Genomic DNA, 16,034 nt, shown 5'->3' on the forward strand with positions numbered 1-16,034 from the left:
TCATCCATATATTTTAGCTGATATGGGCTATCTTAGTCGTGAGCTTAGAGATAATTTGGAGCAGAAAGGTTATCATCTTTGGACTCCTCTGCGTCAAAATATGGCAGGAGCTAAGCAACATAACCATTGGAAACTAATGGCTATGAGGAGGACTATAGAGACACGATTTTCAGAACTTTGTGCTCTTTTCAATATGGAGCAAACTCTAGCCAGAGGGACAACAGGCTTACAATTGAGAATAGAGCAAATCGTACTAGCCTATAATTTGAGATATTTTGAAATCAACTAGCACCACGGGTAGGCTTTTGTATTTTAGTTTCATATGTCCTCCTCATCTTACTTATTCGGAAAATATATGAAAACAACGAAAAAAGCCAACATAGGTTGGCTTACGGGATTAGTCTTCGTCAGAAGAATTTTCTTGAGCCATCTTTTCTTTGATTTCGTCATAAGAAAGAGCATGCTCTTCGTTATCTTCTTTTTCTTCTGGCATTTTTCCTGTCTCGTAGATAGACTTAATCTGAGCGGCATCGAGGGTTTCATATTTCAGAAGTGCCTCTGCAATCAGACGATGTGTTTCACGATTATTGTTGATGATATCTGCTGCTGTATTGCGTGCTTCGTTAAGAAGATTGCGCACTTCATCATCAATAAGCTGTGCGGTTTGGTCTGAATAAGAGTGTTCTGGTGTAAATTGTCCTGGTTGCATAGCGTGGCTACCTTCGTACTGAACAGGACCAAGCTTATCACTCATACCGTACTCTGTAACCATAGCACGAGCCATTTGTGTCGCTTGTTCAAAGTCGTTTGAAGCGCCTGAAGTTTGGGCATTAAAGACAATTTCCTCTGCAACACGTCCACCCATGAGACCTGCAAGTTGTTCTTTAAGATCTTCTTTAGACAGAAGCATTTGGTCTTCTTTAGGTAGGGCAATCATATAACCGCCTGCACGTCCACGAGGAACAATAGTTACTTTATGGACAACACGGGCATTTGAAAGTGTTAGACCAACAATAGTATGTCCTGCTTCGTGGTAAGCCACCATTTGGCGCTCATGCTCTGAAACCGTGCGGTCTTTCTTAGAAGGTCCTGCAATAACACGATCTTCTGCTTCATCAATATCGCTAGCATCAATAATTTTTTTGTTGCGACGAGCAGCAACAAGCGCTGCTTCGTTAAGGACATTTTCAAGGTCAGCACCAACAAAACCTGGGGTTTGCTGAGCTACCACCTTCAAGTCAACATCATCTGCCAAAGGTTTGTTTTTAGCATGGACACGCAGAATAGCCTCACGTCCTTTCACATCAGGACGACCGACTAACACCTTACGGTCAAAGCGTCCTGGGCGCAAGAGAGCAGGGTCAAGAACATCACTACGGTTTGTTGCAGCGATAACAATAATATTTTCATTGCCCTCAAAACCATCCATCTCAATCAAGAGCTGGTTAAGGGTTTGCTCACGCTCGTCGTTTCCGCCACCCATACCAGCGCCACGGCGACGACCGACAGCATCAATTTCATCGATGAAGATGATAGCACGTCCTGCTTTTTTAGCGTCCTCAAAAAGAGAGCGCACACGGCTGGCACCGACACCGACAAACATTTCAACAAAGTCTGAACCGGAAATGCTAAAGAATGGCACACCAGCTTCACCAGCAACGGCTTTGGCAAGAAGGGTCTTACCTGTTCCCGGAGGTCCTTCAAGAAGAACACCGGCAGGAATGCGTGCTCCAAGGGCTTTATAGCGTTGTGGGTCTTTCAAGAAGTCAACGACTTCAACCAGTTCTTGTTTTTCTTCTTCTGCACCGGCAACGTCAGAAAAACGGACTTTAACTTCACCTTTATTGGCAGAGCGGGCTTTGTTTTTGCCAAAACTCATGGCACCACGAGCGCCACCGCCACTTTGGTTCATCATCATCATGAAAAAGACAATCATAATGACAATAGGAACAAAGCTTGCTAAGAATGAAATCCATGCACCACTCGAACTCTCAGGTTTAACGGTTACTTCTGTATCAGCACTGTCAGCTGCGTCTGTAATATCCTTGATAGAAGTATCACTTGGAAGAGCAACTGCAGTGAAAGAAGTTACTTTTGTAGAGGTAGAATTACCTAAAAAAGAAAGCCCAGTTGTATTTTTGACTGTTTTAGCTTTATTGTATTTACCACTGATTTCGATGACACTACCGCTAGGTTGGTAGGTCAGAGACTTGATTTCACCGTTTTTTAGCTGCTTCACTAAAGTTGAGTAGCTAATCTGCTGACTCTGTGTATTGTTACCTCTAAAATAATACTGAATAGAGGTTACCAGAGCCACAATAACAAGAATGTAAATAAAGGAACTTCGGATGAAGCCATTATTTTTATTGTTTTTCATAGAGTTTGTTAACCTTTACTAATTAGAATAAATTTCTTCTTTTAAGACACCAACGTAGGGAAGATTGCGATAGTTTTCAGCGTAGTCTAAGCCAAAACCAACGATAAATTCATTTGGTACATCATAGCAGACATAATCCGCATCAATCTCGACAACACGACCTTCTGGTTTGTCAAAAAGAGTTGCGATTTTAACGGATTTTGCTTGACGGTACTTAAACATATCACGTAGATACTTGAGTGTACGTCCAGTATCGATAATGTCCTCAATGAAGATAATATCTCGTCCTTCAACGTTTGTATCAACGTCTTTCAAGATTTTTACTTCACCGCTACTGGTCGTTCCACCGTGATAGCTTGAGACCACCATAAAGTCAATCTCAACGTGCGTATCAATATGCTTCATCAACTCTGCCATAAAGGGAACAGAACCTTTTAAAACACCAACCAACAATGGATTTTTATCTTTGTAATCTTCTGTCAGTTGTGCTCCCAACTCTTTTGTCTTACGAATAATGTCTTCCTCTGTGTAGAGGACTTTTTTGATATCGTTTTCGAGCATATGATCTCCCTTATTTACGCTTTGATAGTATAATTTGCCTATCATTATATCATGTTTAGAGGCTTTTCTCAAATAAGTTTTACGACTTGTTAGAATAAAAATAATCTCACCCTTTTGCTCACCAATAATCGCTTCTTCTCGCTCTTTTGGGGATAATTTGTCATCGATAAACAAACGGCGTACTTTTTTTGTAAAATGTCCAAAAGAAATCTTGTCTCCTGCCTGTCTATGACGTAGTGTGATAGGACTATTGTCATACAGGGGAAGGGCAAATGAGAGCTGCTCCTTGTCATAGGAAAAGCGATAGCCATCATAAACTAGCGACTCACTAGCTGCTAGTAGACAAGGCGACGACAAGAAAGAGGTGGCTTCTTTTTTATCCACCCAAAAGCGCTCCTCGTCCTTATGCAAGATATAATTGTTCTTCAAGGAATAGGTGAGCTGTTTGTGACTTTGGAGCAAGTCAAGCACCGTCTCAAACTGACGACGACTCAGCTCTAAGTCTGAAAATTGCGATAAATACTCCTCCAAAGCTAGAGACTGCACCGCCTCAGACTGACTGAGAAAGACAGCGTTCTGGGTTATATCGAGAGACGCTGTCAAATCCCGAAAAGCTTGATAAGCTAGACGACTGTCGTCTGCTAGGTGACATAAGGCTGTTTTTAACTGAGCATTCTCACGCTCAAGGAGCGGCAAATAGCGATTTCTCACACGATTTCTAAAATAGTGCTCTGACTGGTTAGACATGTCCTCAAAGTGCACTGTATCAGGAAGCTCTGCCTTTTTTAGCGTCAGAAAAGGTCGTATCAACTCCCCCTCTGCAAAATGTTGCACTTCCTTGATAGCTGCTAAATGACGCAAACGACTGCCACGGATAATCCGCATAAGAACAGTCTCCGCCTGATCATCGGCATGATGAGCCGTTGTCAGCGCAGTGTAGTTGTACTTTTGCATGCACTTTTTGAAAAAGTCATAGCGAAAATCACGCGCACGCTTTTCTGAAAAAAGCCCCTCAAAATGAGCTACATAAATGGGAAGGTCATGTTCTTTTGCCCATTGACGCAAATACGCTTCTTCTGCTGTTGACGCTTGGCGCTGCTGGTGATTGACATGAGCAATCGCAAGCTCAATTTCTAAAGTCTCTCTATGCTTATAGAGAAACTGCAGCAAATTCATCGAGTCAATGCCAGAAGACACCGCCACCAAAACCTTTTGGTGCTTGTCAAAGAGGCGCTTTTTTTGAATATAAGCTAATAAATCATTATACTGGGTCATTTCAATATATTGTAAATATCATCTGCAATTTGGCTAATGTCATCATAGGACGCCTTGTCTGTAAAGATAGACAAGATAAACGGCGAGTTCGTATAGACAATGGCAACGTCATGCTTGTAGTCGTAAGCATCTCCAATTTTGTGAGCTACCTTCACAGGGATATTCTTTGAGATACGCTCCGTGTCAAAGTCCGTCTGAGAAAGGTAATCAATAATGCGACCATTTTGGTAATAAATAGCCTCCATGAGATTTCCTGCACTGTGAGCGGACAATTGACGCCCTGTCATATCCCAACTTTGACCAGCTATGGTACGCACCGTTTGATAAAAAGAGCTATCAAATTGATTTGCAGCGTAATAGCCTAGCATATTGGCAGCGACATTGTCAGAATGCTTGGCAATTAGCTGCAAAAGCTCATCAACAGAATAGTCTTTGTTGTCTGCTTCCTTATTTAGCTTGCCACTTCCACTTGGGTCATAAGAACCATTAAAATGATTGACCGCATCGACATAAGTCCATTTTTGAGAATAGGACAGCTCACCTGTATTGATTTTTTCCTGAGTGATATAAAGCGTTGCTAGCTTAGCGACACTGGCAGCGTACATGTTTTGGTCCATATTGATACCAGCGATAGACTGAGTTGTTAGCTGCTTGACATAGATACTGTAGTTGGATTTATTGTACTTGCTGTTGAGTAATGCCTGTACTTTTAGCATGCGTGTGTCTGTCGTTGAGGTATCTTCCTCAGAAATCCAGCCACCATTTTCAAGCTTATAGTAGGTACCGTAGTAAGTCACTGCCTTTTCCACCAGATGAAGCTTATCACCAGCACTTAGAGTGCTAGCCTGCTTAGCAACACCATAAGTGTAAGGAGCACTATATAAGCTACTGCTGTTTTTTAGCCATCTCGTCTCGTCAATACTCTCACTACTGATAATGCTGTCGTCAAAGATAAGATTACGACTTGCCTCAATGTAAGTCCCATCAGCTAACTGAAAGACCTTGACACCTTTGCTGTTTGTCAAAATAGCCTCTACGTCCAAAAGCGTTTCTTTTGGAAGCATACTAGACTCACTCGTTAGCTCAAGGTCGCTATAGGTCATGCTAGCAACTGCAAGACGAGGCGTTTTGGGAACATCTGTAAAGTATAGTAATTGTGTCGCTGTTGAGTTTGAAAAAGTCTCTTTTTGAGCTTCTGAGAGCTCTCCGTCACGCTCTGTGCTATCCACCGTCCTAGGCAAAAAGAGAAAAGTAGACAGCAGGATAATCGCTAGCTTTTTCATCTCTCCTCCTCTTTGCCATAGACCGTTTCTAAAAGCTCTTGATTCATTTGTGAGAGTTCTTCTAACTTGTCATCTGAATGCTCAAGAAAACGCTCAATGATTGTGACTATATTTTCCATATTGTTATTTTGGTAATAAACCTGGAACCAGATAAATGGTCTCACCGTCCTTTGAGAGATAGTACTTAGCACGTGCATACTTCTCAATGTAGGTTGTATCCTGCAAACTCTTTGCTAGAGCCTGCTCTTTTGTTGTCTTTTCAGACAGAGCTTTATACTCTTTATTGAGCTTTGCGATTTCTTTTTTATTTGACTGAATGCTGCGGTAGCTCTCCACCAAATTAAAGGTAGGCAGGATAAAGAGCAAAATCACAAAGAGCATGATAATCCCCATCAAACGGTGACGTTTACTGGCTTCTGCCTCCTCGTATCGTGTTTTTTGGTTTTCGTCTTGTATGTATTGATTATTTAGCTGAACGATATTTTTTTTACTCATCGCCTTCAATCCTTGTTTCGCTTACGATTTCATACATTTTAGCGGCGTCTTCTTTTTTGGTGCTGTCTTTCATCTCTAAGACACGAACCGTTAAAAGCTTATTGCCAAAGCGAATCTCAATCTCATCTCCTACTTTTAAGTCTGTAGAAGACTTGGCTAGGATACCATTGACTTTAATGCGTCCTTTGTCAGCGACTTCTTTTGCGACAGGACGACGTTTGATAATTCTAGAAACTTTTAAATATTTATCTAAGCGCATGATTTCACCTCACTCTTGGCTTATATTCTAACATTTTTTGAGCTTTTATGGCTATATTTTATGTATTGGCTTGATTTTCTTTCTCTTCTTTTCGTGCAGCAAGTGTCTTTGCAAAAGTGATCAGCTCTTCTAAAATCGTATAATCTTTTTGATTTCTAACGTCAAAGATGAGCTCGACCTTACCTTGATTGTCACTGATACGGGCTTTTAGCTTGGTTTTTGAGAGAGCTTCAAAATAATCTTGCGTCAAGAAATGCTGAAGAGATACTTTTTCAAAGGCAACGACTACTTGGTTTTGTTTGCGTGTGACACGCTCAGCAAAACAGCTATCAAGATAGGCTTTCAGTAAACCAATCTCTAAAAGATAGGCAACCTCGTCTGGATAATCGCCGAAGCGATCCATCAAATCTTGCTGCAGCTCCTCATAGTCTGCTCGACTCTCTATCTCACGGATACGTTTGTAGATATCAATCTTTTGACGCTCATCTGTGATGTAGTCCTTAGGGATGTAAGCGTCAATCTGAAGCATAATCTCCGTATTGCTCTTTTGTCTAGCTGTAGATTTGCCTTGCTTGTGAGCGATAGCCTGCTCGAGCAATTGCGAATACATCTCAAACCCGACAGAGTCGATAAAACCACTCTGTGAAGCGCCTAGGATATTACCAGCACCACGAATCGCCAAATCTCGCATGGCAATCTTAAAACCAGAACCCAGCTCTGTAAAGCCTTTGATAGCGTCTAGTCTCTTTTCAGAAACCTCAGTCAAAATCTTGTCTGGGCGATACATGAGATAAGCATAAGCAATGCGGTTTGAGCGCCCAACACGTCCACGCAGCTGATAGAGCGTAGAGAGACCCATGTGGTCAGCATTTTCGATAAAGAGCGTATTGACATTTGAAATGTCGACACCTGTCTCAACGATGGTCGTTGCAACCAGCAGGTCATACTCTCCATTGATAAAGTCTAGAAGGGTATTTTCCAGCTGAATATCGCTCATCTGACCATGAACAAATCCGATATTAGCCTCAGGCACTAGCTCCCGAAGTTCAGTCACTTTTTGCTCCATTGTCTCGACTTGATTATAAATATAGAAAGCCTGCCCGCCACGATCCATCTCACGAAGCAATGCCTCACGCACCGTACCGAGATTGGTCTCCATGACGTAGGTTTGGACAGGATAGCGATTGGTTGGCGGTGTTTCAATGACCGACAAGTCTCTTATACCAAGCATAGACATGTGAAGCGTTCTTGGGATAGGGGTCGCTGTTAAGGTCAGCACATCCACCTTGGTTTTCAGCTCTTTGAGCGTTTCCTTGTGCTTAACGCCAAAACGCTGCTCCTCATCAATGACAATCAAGCCCAAATCTGAAAAAGTCACGTCTTTTGAGAGCAGACGATGTGTTCCGATGATAATGTCAACTTGCCCTTTTCTAAGCTTTTCAAGTGTTTCACTTTGCTCTTTTTTACTCCTAAAACGGCTTAGCACATCGACAGTCACAGGGAAATTAGCAAAACGTTGACTGAAGTTTTCATAATGCTGCTGTGCTAGAACTGTTGTCGGCACTAAGATAGCCACTTGCTTGTGGTCTTTGACCGCCTTAAAAGCTGCACGCATAGCGACCTCAGTCTTACCAAAGCCGACATCACCAACTAACAGCCGATCCATCGGATGAGAACTTTCCATATCCTGCTTGATTTCCTTGATGGAGCGCAGCTGATCTTCTGTCTCTACATAGGCAAAGTCACTGTCAAAATCATGTTGCAAATCATCGTCTTTTGAAAAAGCAAAACCTTTTTGCTGACTGCGCTCAGCGTAGAGCTTGATGAGGTCGTCTGCGATATCCTCAACCTGCTTAGCCACACGTTGCTTGGTCTTTTTAAAGCGACCGTCATTTAGCGTATTGAGCTTAGGTTCTTTACCATCAGCAGAGACGTATTTGGATAATAACTCAATCTGCTCAACGGGAATCGAGATACGGTCTGCGTTTTGGTATTGCACGGTCAGATAGTCTCTGTGAACCCCACCGATTTCCATGGTTTCAATGCCAAGATAGCGACCGATACCGTGCACATTGTGTACCACATAGTCGCCCACTGATAGTTCATTATAATCTTTCAAACGCTCAGCATTGCTGATATTGGTGCGTCGTCTTCTACGCTTGATACGCTTATGAAAAATCTCACGCTCTGTTATCAAGACCAGCTTTTCATCCGCAAAGTAAAAACCACTGGACAACTGACCAATCATCAACTGCACTTGATGTGGCAAAAGTTCCTCGCTGTTTGATATAGTGACCTCTAAATCATACTCTTCTAAGGTCTTTTGCAGACGCTCTAAACTCTGCGAAGAAGAGACCTGCAACAAAACAGTAGCCTTCTGCTTATGATAACGGTTAATCTCATCAACCAAGAGCGGAAATTGATTGAAAAACTCTTGCATGGCATACTGTGTCAACTGATAGCTATGCGAAAAGCGTAAATTGCCAAGACCCTTGTGAAAGGTTGAAAAGAAAGTCGCTGGTTGATAAGCTCTTAGCTTTTGATAACTATCTGCTAGGTAGGTTAAGCTTGAGAAGGCTTTACCCCTTTGTAAATCTTCTGTCAAGAGATTAGCTGCTTCTAAGTCTACCTTGGCATTTTTGTCTGTCAGCTTTTGAAAATCATCAAAGAAGAGTGGTGTACCCTCTGGCAGGTAATCAAGTAGCGTCCATTCTTTTTCGTAGAAGAGACTGAGAAACTTACGTGTCTCTTGATGTACCATCTTTTTCTGACAAGACGATAAGATTTCAGACAAATAGCTTTTGAGTGGCTCATCAGAAAGCTCTATCTGGCGCTCTAAATGCTTACTTGCTCGCTCGAAATCAAGCTCCTGTAAAATCATATCGCTAGCTGGCGATACACTAACCTCATCCAATTGTTCTAGAGATTTTTGTGACTCTACATCGAATAAGCGAATCCCGTCAAGCTCATCTCCAAAAAACTCTAGACGATAAGGCTGTTCCTGCGTCATCTCAAAAATATCTAAAATATCTCCACGACGGCTAAATTCCCCCGGTGAAGTCACTTGAGATACTTTTTCGTAACCAATAGTCGACAAGTGATTGACAAGTGTGTCAAGGTCCATCTCAACTCCAACCCTAAAGGTGTACCTGCTGCTATCATAAACCTCAGGCGAAGGAAGCAAGACCCGCAAGCCCATCAGACTCACCACAAGTATACCTGACTGACTATCATCCCTTAGAAAATCTAGGGCTGCTAAGCGAGAAGCCGCCTTATCAAGAGAAGAAAAAATAAACTCCGCTGCAAGGATATCATCTATGAAAAAAGAATAAACCTTGTCCTCTCCTACTAAGTCAATCAAGTTAGCCGATAATTGCTCAGCTTCGTGTTGACTAGCAGTTACCACAACGATTTTTTTCCCTTGTGAGCGGTAGGCAGAAGCTATCGCTACCGCCTTACTACTTCCAGATAAACCTGTCACTAATTGTCTACTTTGTAGTGACACGTGACTATGCCACTCTTGTATCGTCTTGTTGCGACTAAATAAATCAATTATATCCATTTTAATCACCCGTTAAAACGTTTTGTTGTTTGTTCAAAATCATTCGATTGTAAATAAAAGTTGACAGCACTATCAACCTTGTCAAGGCTATTGTCAATCGTGATACGCTCATCTGTATCAAATGTTCCTAGCACGTGATTGATAACGCTCATCCCCTCTTTAGGACGCCCAATGCCAATCTTGATACGATTAAAGTCCTGCGTATTGAGGTGGGCGATAATGCTCTTAATCCCATTGTGACCACCAGCTGAGCCTTTCTGGCGAAGGCGCAATTTACCTACAACCATATCTAGGTCATCATAGATAACCACCATATCAGAAAGGTCAATATTGTAGTAGGTCAAAAGTGCCTTAACGGCAATACCACTATTGTTCATAAAGGTGGTCGGTTTAACAAAGTAAACCTTCTCACCATTGATAAAGGCACTCCCTACTTCTGCTTTAAAGGTTTTATCCTCTGTAAAGGTCACGTCAAGTTTTTTGACAATCTTGTCAACAGCCATAAAGCCCACATTATGACGTGTACCATCGTATTTACTGCCTGGATTTCCCAGACCAACAATCATTTTTACCATATTTTTTCTCACTTTCAAAATACAAAAACGGTTAAGAAACTCTTCTTAGTTTCCTAACCTTTTGCTTCATTCATTTGTGCTTAGACGTTAAATCTAAATTCCATGATATCACCGTCTTGAACGACGTAATCTTTACCTTCTTCACGCAAGCGTCCAGCTTCTTTGACTGCCTTTTCGCTTCCGTACTTAATCAAATCATCATAAGACATGGTAACCGCTCGGATGAAGCCACGCTCAAAGTCCGAGTGAATGATACCCGCTGCCTGAGGCGCTTTAATACCACGCTTAAAGGTCCAAGCACGCACCTCTTTTTCACCAGCGGTGAAGTAAGTGCCAAGCCCTAGCAAATGATAAGCAGCACGTGTCAATTTATCAACGCCAGACTCACTAAGACCCATCGCCTCAAGAAACTCTGCCTTGTCCTCGTCGTCCAACTCAGAAATTTCCTCCTCGGCACGTGCTGAGATAACAACAACCTCAGCATTTTCCGTTGCTGCAAAGTCACGAATTTGCTGCACATAGTCGATACTATCTGGATCTGCTACCTTGTCCTCATCGACATTTGCCACGTACAAAACAGGCTTAGTTGTCAGCAAGAAGAGTCCTTTGACGATTTGTTTTTCTTCGTCTGTAAAGTCAATCGTACGCGCTGATTTACCATCTTCAAGGACAGGTTTAATTTTTTGAAGCACGTTAAACTCAGCAACAGAATCTTTGTCCTTTTGTGTTCGTGCCATCTTCTCAACACGTGCGTAGCGTTTATTGATAGACTCAAGGTCTGCTAAAATCAACTCAAGGTTAATGGTATCAATATCGGCTAGAGGGTCAACAAAGGCATCCTCACGCCCTTGCTCACGCATGACATTTTCATCATCAAAGGCACGTACAACATGAACAATAGCATCCACCTCACGGATATTGGCTAGGAATTTATTTCCAAGACCCTCACCTTTCGAAGCCCCCTTTACGATACCGGCAATATCTGTAAATTCAAAGGTCGTAGGTACCGTTTTTTTCGGTGTGATAAGCTCAGTTAACTTTTGCAAGCGCTCGTCTGGCACCTCCACCATACCAACGTTTGGGTCAATGGTTGCAAAAGGGTAATTGGCAGCCTCCGCACCTGCCTTGGTAATTGCATTAAAAAGTGTCGACTTACCAACGTTTGGTAATCCAACAATACCTGCTGTTAAAGCCATAGTTGCATCTTTCTCCGTTCATTTTTTCAATCACAACCATTATAGCATAGTTTGCGCAAAAAAACTCGCCCTAGAGCCAGTTTAGCCAAAAATGGAGCGCAGCTGTGACAAAAACCACACCAAAAGACCTCCAACTGGAAAAACAACCCACCAATAATTGGCAAAAAACTCCCAGATGTTCATCGGTCTGTCTTTTTCAACGACCCGCTCTATTTTGACTTCTGGGGCTTTGGCAAGGATAAGCTCGTCTAGAGACACTTGCAAGACCTTAGCAAGCTTTATCAGATGCTCCAAGTCTGGTGTCGCTTCTGCATTTTCCCATTTGGAGATTGCCTGCCTTGAGATAAAGCGGTCTTTGGCGAGTTCGTCTTGGGATAAGTGACGCTCTTGACGAAGTTTTTTCAGTTGCGTTGAGAATGTTGTCATAAAGGAAACATCCTGCTTTTCCAGCTTTAGAATAACAGGCGATGACCTGTTCTAGCAAGCACTTTTAGCTGCAACTAGGCGTTGCGCTATGCGTCAAAAAACTGTTTTATCAGTCTTTTGCTGGTTGCAAGACCTTTTTAAGCTTACGCTCAAAGTCATGACGGCTCATCATCACGACATGCTCGCAATTAGTACAGCGAATCTTGATATCAGCTCCTAGACGCACCACTTCCCAAGCGTTCGCTTTTTTACCTGTTGCTTTAATCGTACAGGCATGAGGCTTTTTCATTTCGACAATCGAACCTAAAGTATACATAGCTTTCTCCCTAAAGATAAATATAGCGCTTTTCTGGGGTCAAATCGACATGTTTTAGTGCGACAATCTCCCCATCAATCTCAATAATAGCATCGTCCTCAAAGTCAACAGAAAGTCTCCGAACACTTCTATGCGAGAGACGAGACGACTTGTGGTGCCTTTTTAAAACCAAGGTCAATAAAATAGCTAAGCGTCCCCAAAAAGAGCTTCCCTGTGCTGTGACGATTTCTAAACGTGAAGTAGTTGCACTTGCTTCTGGCCAGATGACAACACCACCACCAAAAGTGCGGTTATTAGCTAAAGAGCACAAAAACAAGTCCGATAAAGACTGCTTCTTGCCATCCTCATAGGTAAGAGTCACATCAGCCCTTGGTTGCTTAAATAAACACTTAATCGCAATCAAAATATAAGTGAGTTTACCTAGATGACACTTATTGAACCAATATTTGAGACGAGACTGCGACGCTTCTTTGACCACATAAGCTGCAAAACCTAAGTCTAGGCTGTTTAACAAAAGCCCACCTTGGTAAGTAAAAACTGTGATTTCTGTTTTTTGCCCTTTATCTAGCCTGTCTAGGGTCACTTCGAGGCTCGGCAGATGCAAAGCATGGGCAAAGTCATTGCCAGAACCTACAGGATAATAGCCAAAAGGAATCGTTTTTGGCAGGTGATAGAGCGTTTTTGATAGCGTCCCGTCTCCACCGATAATCAAAACCTTATCACCCTCTTGATACTGCGATAGCAAACGCTCGACCTGACGTTTCTCATCATCTGGATAGCGTGTGAGAAAAACTTGAACAGGCTTATGGTAAGTTTGTTTAATCTTTTTGGTAACGGCTAGGGCTTGGCGATTTCCCGCATGGGGGTTGGCAATGATAAGTAGTGTCATATCATGTATTATAGCACAAGAAAGCCCCTTCTTCTAACAAATGATTCTCAAAAAGGCTGAAGAACTCAGCCTTTTACTTATCCACAATTAGTTGGTACGAACAGGGGTAATCAATTGAATAAAGTTTTCTGCGTCATCAGCAGGAGTCAGAGTAAAAGGACGAACTGGTGAGATGAAACGCACCGTCACAGATTCGCTCTTAAGTGCTTTGAGAGCTTCAATCAGATAAGTCGGGTTAAAGCTAATGGTCAAGTCGCTTCCAGACTGACTGAGCGTCTCTAGCTCTTCATTAACCTTACCAACTTCTGGCGAGTTGACGTGAGCAGATACTCTGTCAGTTTCGATCTCTAGGCGCACTGTACCATTTTGTGTGGCATTAGAAATTAAGAAGGCACGCTCCATAGCATGGCGAAGTGATTCGGTTTTAAAGACAACCTCTGTCTCAAATTGATTGGTCAACAGACGATCTGTATCTGGATAAGTCCCTTCTAGCATACGGGTGTAAAAACTGATATGCTCGCTCTTAAACAAGACTTGACTATCAGAGAGGTAAATCTCAACTGTCTTGATATCATCGCTAAAAACAGCTGAAAATTCACGAAGAGAGCGGCTAGGAAGCACGACGTCAAACTCTGTTGTACTATCCTCTAGGTGGAGCTTACGTTGGCTCATACGGTGGGAGTCAGTCGCTACCGCCTTAAACTCTTGATTAGCTAGAACCATATGCACACCAGTCAAAATCGGACGGCTCTCTTGTTGGCTAGCTGCAAATGCTGTCTCAGCAATCAAGTTTTTCAGTAACTTGGTCTCTAAAACTAGAGGATTGCTTGTCCCCACTTCTTGCAGACGAGGGTATTGATCAACATCTTTTCCTTTAAGCGTGATTTCTGACTTGCCACTTCTTAGCACAATTTGATGATGGTCAATTTCTTCTAAATCAACACTCACATCTGGAAGACTAGAGACAACATTGATAAAGAAACTGGCTTCAAGAAGAATAGAACCTGTTGAGCTGATGAGAAGACCTGCATTTTCATTGCTAGTAGGGATGGTATTTTCAATAGAGATTTGTCCATTAGAACCTGTCAGTGTAATAGCTGATGAGCTTACTTCAAGTTTGAGACTAGACAAAATAGGAATAGCATTTTTAGAAGCGATAGCTCGTTTTGTGGCTAGTAGAGCTTGGAGAAAAAGAGATTTATTGATGGAAAATTTTAGCATAATAACTCCTTTATTCATAAATAGTATAGGTAGTAGTAGTAGTAGGGACTGTGGATAAGGTGGAAAATCAGATCAAACGAGTGCGTGCCAAGGCAAAAGACTTGTGCACAAGTTGTGGAAAAGTCTGTCTTTTAGAGAGGACTTATCCACATGTTAACGAATTTTCGTTTTAATGGTTTCAAGCTCAATACGCAGATTATCATCCTGAGCCAGCATATTTTTGATTTTATTGTAAGCGTGAAGAACGGTTGAGTGGTCACGCCCCCCAAAAGATTTGCCAATTTTAGGCAGACTGTTGTCGGTCATCTCACGAGCAAGATACATGGCTACTTGGCGAGCGAGAACAATATCCTGCGTGCGCTTAGTCGCCTTGATTTCCTTGACAGTGACGCCGTAAAATTTTCCAACCTGCTCTTGAATATCATCAATAGAGATGACATTCATCTTAGGGCTGTCGTTTTTACGGGCTCGAATGGCTTCTGCTGCGATTTCCACTGTAACGGTATCAACGTGCTTAAAGCGTGCCACAAGGTCAATGTCCTTGAGAGCCCCTTCTAAATCACGGACATTAGCGCTAAATTGATTTGCCAAATATTCAATGGTATTTTGCTCAAAGTCATAAGGCAATTCTTGGATTTTATTGGTGAGAATGGCAACACGTGTTTCATAATCTGGCGGGGTGATGTCAACGGTCAATCCCCAGCTAAAGCGTGTAACCAAGCGTTTTTCAAGCCCATTTAATTGATCAGGGATACGGTCACTCGTCAGCACAATTTGCTTGTTATTGCTGTGCAGGACATTAAAGGTATTGAAAAATTCCTCTTGCGTTGCTTTCATTTTTGAAGTGCCCATGGACTGGATATCGTCAATGAGGAGCACATCAAGTGTCCGAAAGCTCTCTTTCATCTCCTCTTTTTTCCCTGTCTGCAAGCTCTTTAGAAATTCATTGATAAAGGTTTCAGCAGAGATGTAGCGGATTCTAGCGTTGGGACGGTCTTTTAAAATTTCATTACCAATGGCATTAAGCAGATGAGTCTTACCAAGCCCAGGACCTCCGTAGATAAAGAGCGGGTTATAAATGGTCCCGGGAGAGCTAGCAACTGCTATAGCAGCTGCTTTTGCCCATTTATTGCCCTCTCCTTGAACGAAGTTGTCAAAACTGTATTTGTCATCAATATTAGAGACAACAGGCGCTAAATGCGGTGTTTCCAACACTTCCTCGACTAATCCCTCACCTTGTTCTTCAAAAGTGGTGGGTGTTTTTGGTTCTTCAAAGGTAAAGTGGCATTTGATTTCAACGTTAAAAATTTCAAAGCCTGCTGTCAGAATGACAGATTTGAGATTTTGCCGCCAAAACATTTGTTTGACCTCGTCTAGGTAGATGGTTGCAATTTGGTTATCAATACTAATCAAGCGAGCGTCAGCAACAAAATAATCATAGGCAGCTTGTTTTAATTCGTCTCGAGCCAACTCCAGAACTCGATTCCAAAATAACTGTTCATTTTCGGTCATAGGCAGTCCTCTTGTGGATAAATTCAGTTTCTTTATTGTACCATAAGTTCACATAGTTTTCCACAGGCAAAAAAGAAAAAGATTTGC

Annotated in this window: 15 protein-coding genes and 1 pseudogene; 1 reads left to right on the top strand and 15 read right to left on the bottom strand. The window is 42.2% G+C overall.

Annotation, left to right across the window (positions count from 1 at the left end):
• Positions 1-289 (top strand): transposase (locus AALA56_RS03515; RefSeq protein ID WP_369908777.1); only part of this gene is annotated, 289 nt, incomplete at its 5' end.
• 108 nt (positions 290-397) lie between these two features.
• On the opposite strand, the gene ftsH is transcribed toward AALA56_RS03515, so the two are convergent.
• From ftsH to dnaA, 15 genes and pseudogenes are all read right to left on the bottom strand, one after another.
• On the bottom strand, positions 398-2,377 hold the full coding sequence (gene ftsH, locus AALA56_RS03520) for an ATP-dependent zinc metalloprotease FtsH (RefSeq protein WP_369908778.1): 1,980 nt from the start codon (positions 2,375-2,377) through the stop codon (positions 398-400).
• Between the two features lie 18 nt (positions 2,378-2,395).
• The gene (gene hpt / locus AALA56_RS03525) at positions 2,396-2,938 is read right to left on the bottom strand and encodes a hypoxanthine phosphoribosyltransferase (protein WP_164684051.1); all 543 of its coding nucleotides are present in this window, start codon (positions 2,936-2,938) and stop codon (positions 2,396-2,398) included.
• Positions 2,939-2,947: 9 nt separating this feature from the next.
• A pseudogene (gene tilS / locus AALA56_RS03530) lies at positions 2,948-4,213 on the bottom strand (tRNA lysidine(34) synthetase TilS); the annotation flags it as partial.
• Positions 4,210-5,496 carry a serine hydrolase gene (locus AALA56_RS03535; RefSeq protein ID WP_369908779.1) on the bottom strand — a complete coding sequence of 429 codons (1,287 nt, stop codon included), beginning with the start codon at positions 5,494-5,496 and terminating at the stop codon, positions 4,210-4,212. The pseudogene tilS and the gene AALA56_RS03535, both read right to left, overlap by 4 nt.
• Positions 5,493-5,615, bottom strand: coding sequence for an SP_0009 family protein (locus tag AALA56_RS03540; protein ID WP_115267943.1), 123 nt, complete (start codon positions 5,613-5,615; stop codon positions 5,493-5,495). The genes AALA56_RS03535 and AALA56_RS03540 overlap by 4 nt, the downstream gene beginning before the upstream one ends.
• A gap of 4 nt (positions 5,616-5,619) precedes the next feature.
• A complete protein-coding gene (locus AALA56_RS03545; protein WP_115267942.1) occupies positions 5,620-5,991 on the bottom strand; it encodes an FtsB family cell division protein in 372 nt (123 codons plus the stop codon).
• A complete protein-coding gene (locus tag AALA56_RS03550) occupies positions 5,984-6,250 on the bottom strand; it encodes an RNA-binding S4 domain-containing protein (RefSeq protein ID WP_164682044.1) in 267 nt (88 codons plus the stop codon). Before AALA56_RS03550 ends, AALA56_RS03545 begins: the two co-directional genes overlap by 8 nt.
• 58 nt (positions 6,251-6,308) lie before the next feature.
• Positions 6,309-9,812: a transcription-repair coupling factor gene (gene mfd / locus AALA56_RS03555; RefSeq protein WP_369908780.1), complete on the bottom strand. Its 3,504-nt coding sequence runs from the start codon at positions 9,810-9,812 to the stop codon at positions 6,309-6,311.
• A gap of 5 nt (positions 9,813-9,817) precedes the next feature.
• Positions 9,818-10,387 (bottom strand): aminoacyl-tRNA hydrolase, encoded by a 570-nt coding sequence (gene pth / locus AALA56_RS03560; protein WP_369908781.1) that lies wholly within the window; start codon positions 10,385-10,387, stop codon positions 9,818-9,820.
• Between the two features lie 80 nt (positions 10,388-10,467).
• Positions 10,468-11,583: a redox-regulated ATPase YchF gene (ychF, locus tag AALA56_RS03565; RefSeq protein ID WP_164682041.1), complete on the bottom strand. Its 1,116-nt coding sequence runs from the start codon at positions 11,581-11,583 to the stop codon at positions 10,468-10,470.
• 81 nt (positions 11,584-11,664) lie between these two features.
• Complete coding sequence (locus AALA56_RS03570; RefSeq protein ID WP_369908782.1) at positions 11,665-12,009, bottom strand: helix-turn-helix domain-containing protein; 345 nt, start codon at positions 12,007-12,009, stop codon at positions 11,665-11,667.
• 109 nt (positions 12,010-12,118) lie between these two features.
• On the bottom strand, positions 12,119-12,325 hold the full coding sequence (locus AALA56_RS03575; RefSeq protein ID WP_164682039.1) for a DUF951 domain-containing protein: 207 nt from the start codon (positions 12,323-12,325) through the stop codon (positions 12,119-12,121).
• A gap of 10 nt (positions 12,326-12,335) precedes the next feature.
• The gene (locus tag AALA56_RS03580; RefSeq protein WP_369908783.1) at positions 12,336-13,214 is read right to left on the bottom strand and encodes a diacylglycerol/lipid kinase family protein; all 879 of its coding nucleotides are present in this window, start codon (positions 13,212-13,214) and stop codon (positions 12,336-12,338) included.
• 87 nt (positions 13,215-13,301) lie between these two features.
• Positions 13,302-14,435 carry a DNA polymerase III subunit beta gene (dnaN, locus tag AALA56_RS03585; protein ID WP_369908784.1) on the bottom strand — a complete coding sequence of 378 codons (1,134 nt, stop codon included), beginning with the start codon at positions 14,433-14,435 and terminating at the stop codon, positions 13,302-13,304.
• A gap of 153 nt (positions 14,436-14,588) precedes the next feature.
• Positions 14,589-15,947 carry a chromosomal replication initiator protein DnaA gene (gene dnaA / locus AALA56_RS03590; protein ID WP_164682036.1) on the bottom strand — a complete coding sequence of 453 codons (1,359 nt, stop codon included), beginning with the start codon at positions 15,945-15,947 and terminating at the stop codon, positions 14,589-14,591.
• Positions 15,948-16,034 lie beyond the last annotated feature (87 nt).

The organism is Streptococcus hyointestinalis (assembly GCF_041225505.1).
GTDB classification, from domain to species: domain Bacteria; phylum Bacillota; class Bacilli; order Lactobacillales; family Streptococcaceae; genus Streptococcus; species Streptococcus hyointestinalis_B.

What these genes read in the sequence shown, in the direction of transcription:
- dnaA (WP_164682036.1), bottom strand. Translation starts at nt 15,947, where the DNA reads ATGACCGAAAATGAACAGTTATTTTGGAATCGAGTTCTGGAGTTGGCT.
- AALA56_RS03570 (WP_369908782.1), bottom strand. Translation starts at nt 12,009, where the DNA reads ATGACAACATTCTCAACGCAACTGAAAAAACTTCGTCAAGAGCGTCAC.
- ychF (WP_164682041.1), bottom strand. Translation starts at nt 11,583, where the DNA reads ATGGCTTTAACAGCAGGTATTGTTGGATTACCAAACGTTGGTAAGTCG.
- hpt (WP_164684051.1), bottom strand. Translation starts at nt 2,938, where the DNA reads ATGCTCGAAAACGATATCAAAAAAGTCCTCTACACAGAGGAAGACATT.
- AALA56_RS03535 (WP_369908779.1), bottom strand. Translation starts at nt 5,496, where the DNA reads ATGAAAAAGCTAGCGATTATCCTGCTGTCTACTTTTCTCTTTTTGCCT.
- AALA56_RS03580 (WP_369908783.1), bottom strand. Translation starts at nt 13,214, where the DNA reads ATGACACTACTTATCATTGCCAACCCCCATGCGGGAAATCGCCAAGCC.
- dnaN (WP_369908784.1), bottom strand. Translation starts at nt 14,435, where the DNA reads ATGCTAAAATTTTCCATCAATAAATCTCTTTTTCTCCAAGCTCTACTA.
- ftsH (WP_369908778.1), bottom strand. Translation starts at nt 2,377, where the DNA reads ATGAAAAACAATAAAAATAATGGCTTCATCCGAAGTTCCTTTATTTAC.
- AALA56_RS03575 (WP_164682039.1), bottom strand. Translation starts at nt 12,325, where the DNA reads ATGTATACTTTAGGTTCGATTGTCGAAATGAAAAAGCCTCATGCCTGT.
- mfd (WP_369908780.1), bottom strand. Translation starts at nt 9,812, where the DNA reads ATGGATATAATTGATTTATTTAGTCGCAACAAGACGATACAAGAGTGG.
- AALA56_RS03540 (WP_115267943.1), bottom strand. Translation starts at nt 5,615, where the DNA reads ATGGAAAATATAGTCACAATCATTGAGCGTTTTCTTGAGCATTCAGAT.
- AALA56_RS03545 (WP_115267942.1), bottom strand. Translation starts at nt 5,991, where the DNA reads ATGAGTAAAAAAAATATCGTTCAGCTAAATAATCAATACATACAAGAC.
- AALA56_RS03550 (WP_164682044.1), bottom strand. Translation starts at nt 6,250, where the DNA reads ATGCGCTTAGATAAATATTTAAAAGTTTCTAGAATTATCAAACGTCGT.
- pth (WP_369908781.1), bottom strand. Translation starts at nt 10,387, where the DNA reads ATGGTAAAAATGATTGTTGGTCTGGGAAATCCAGGCAGTAAATACGAT.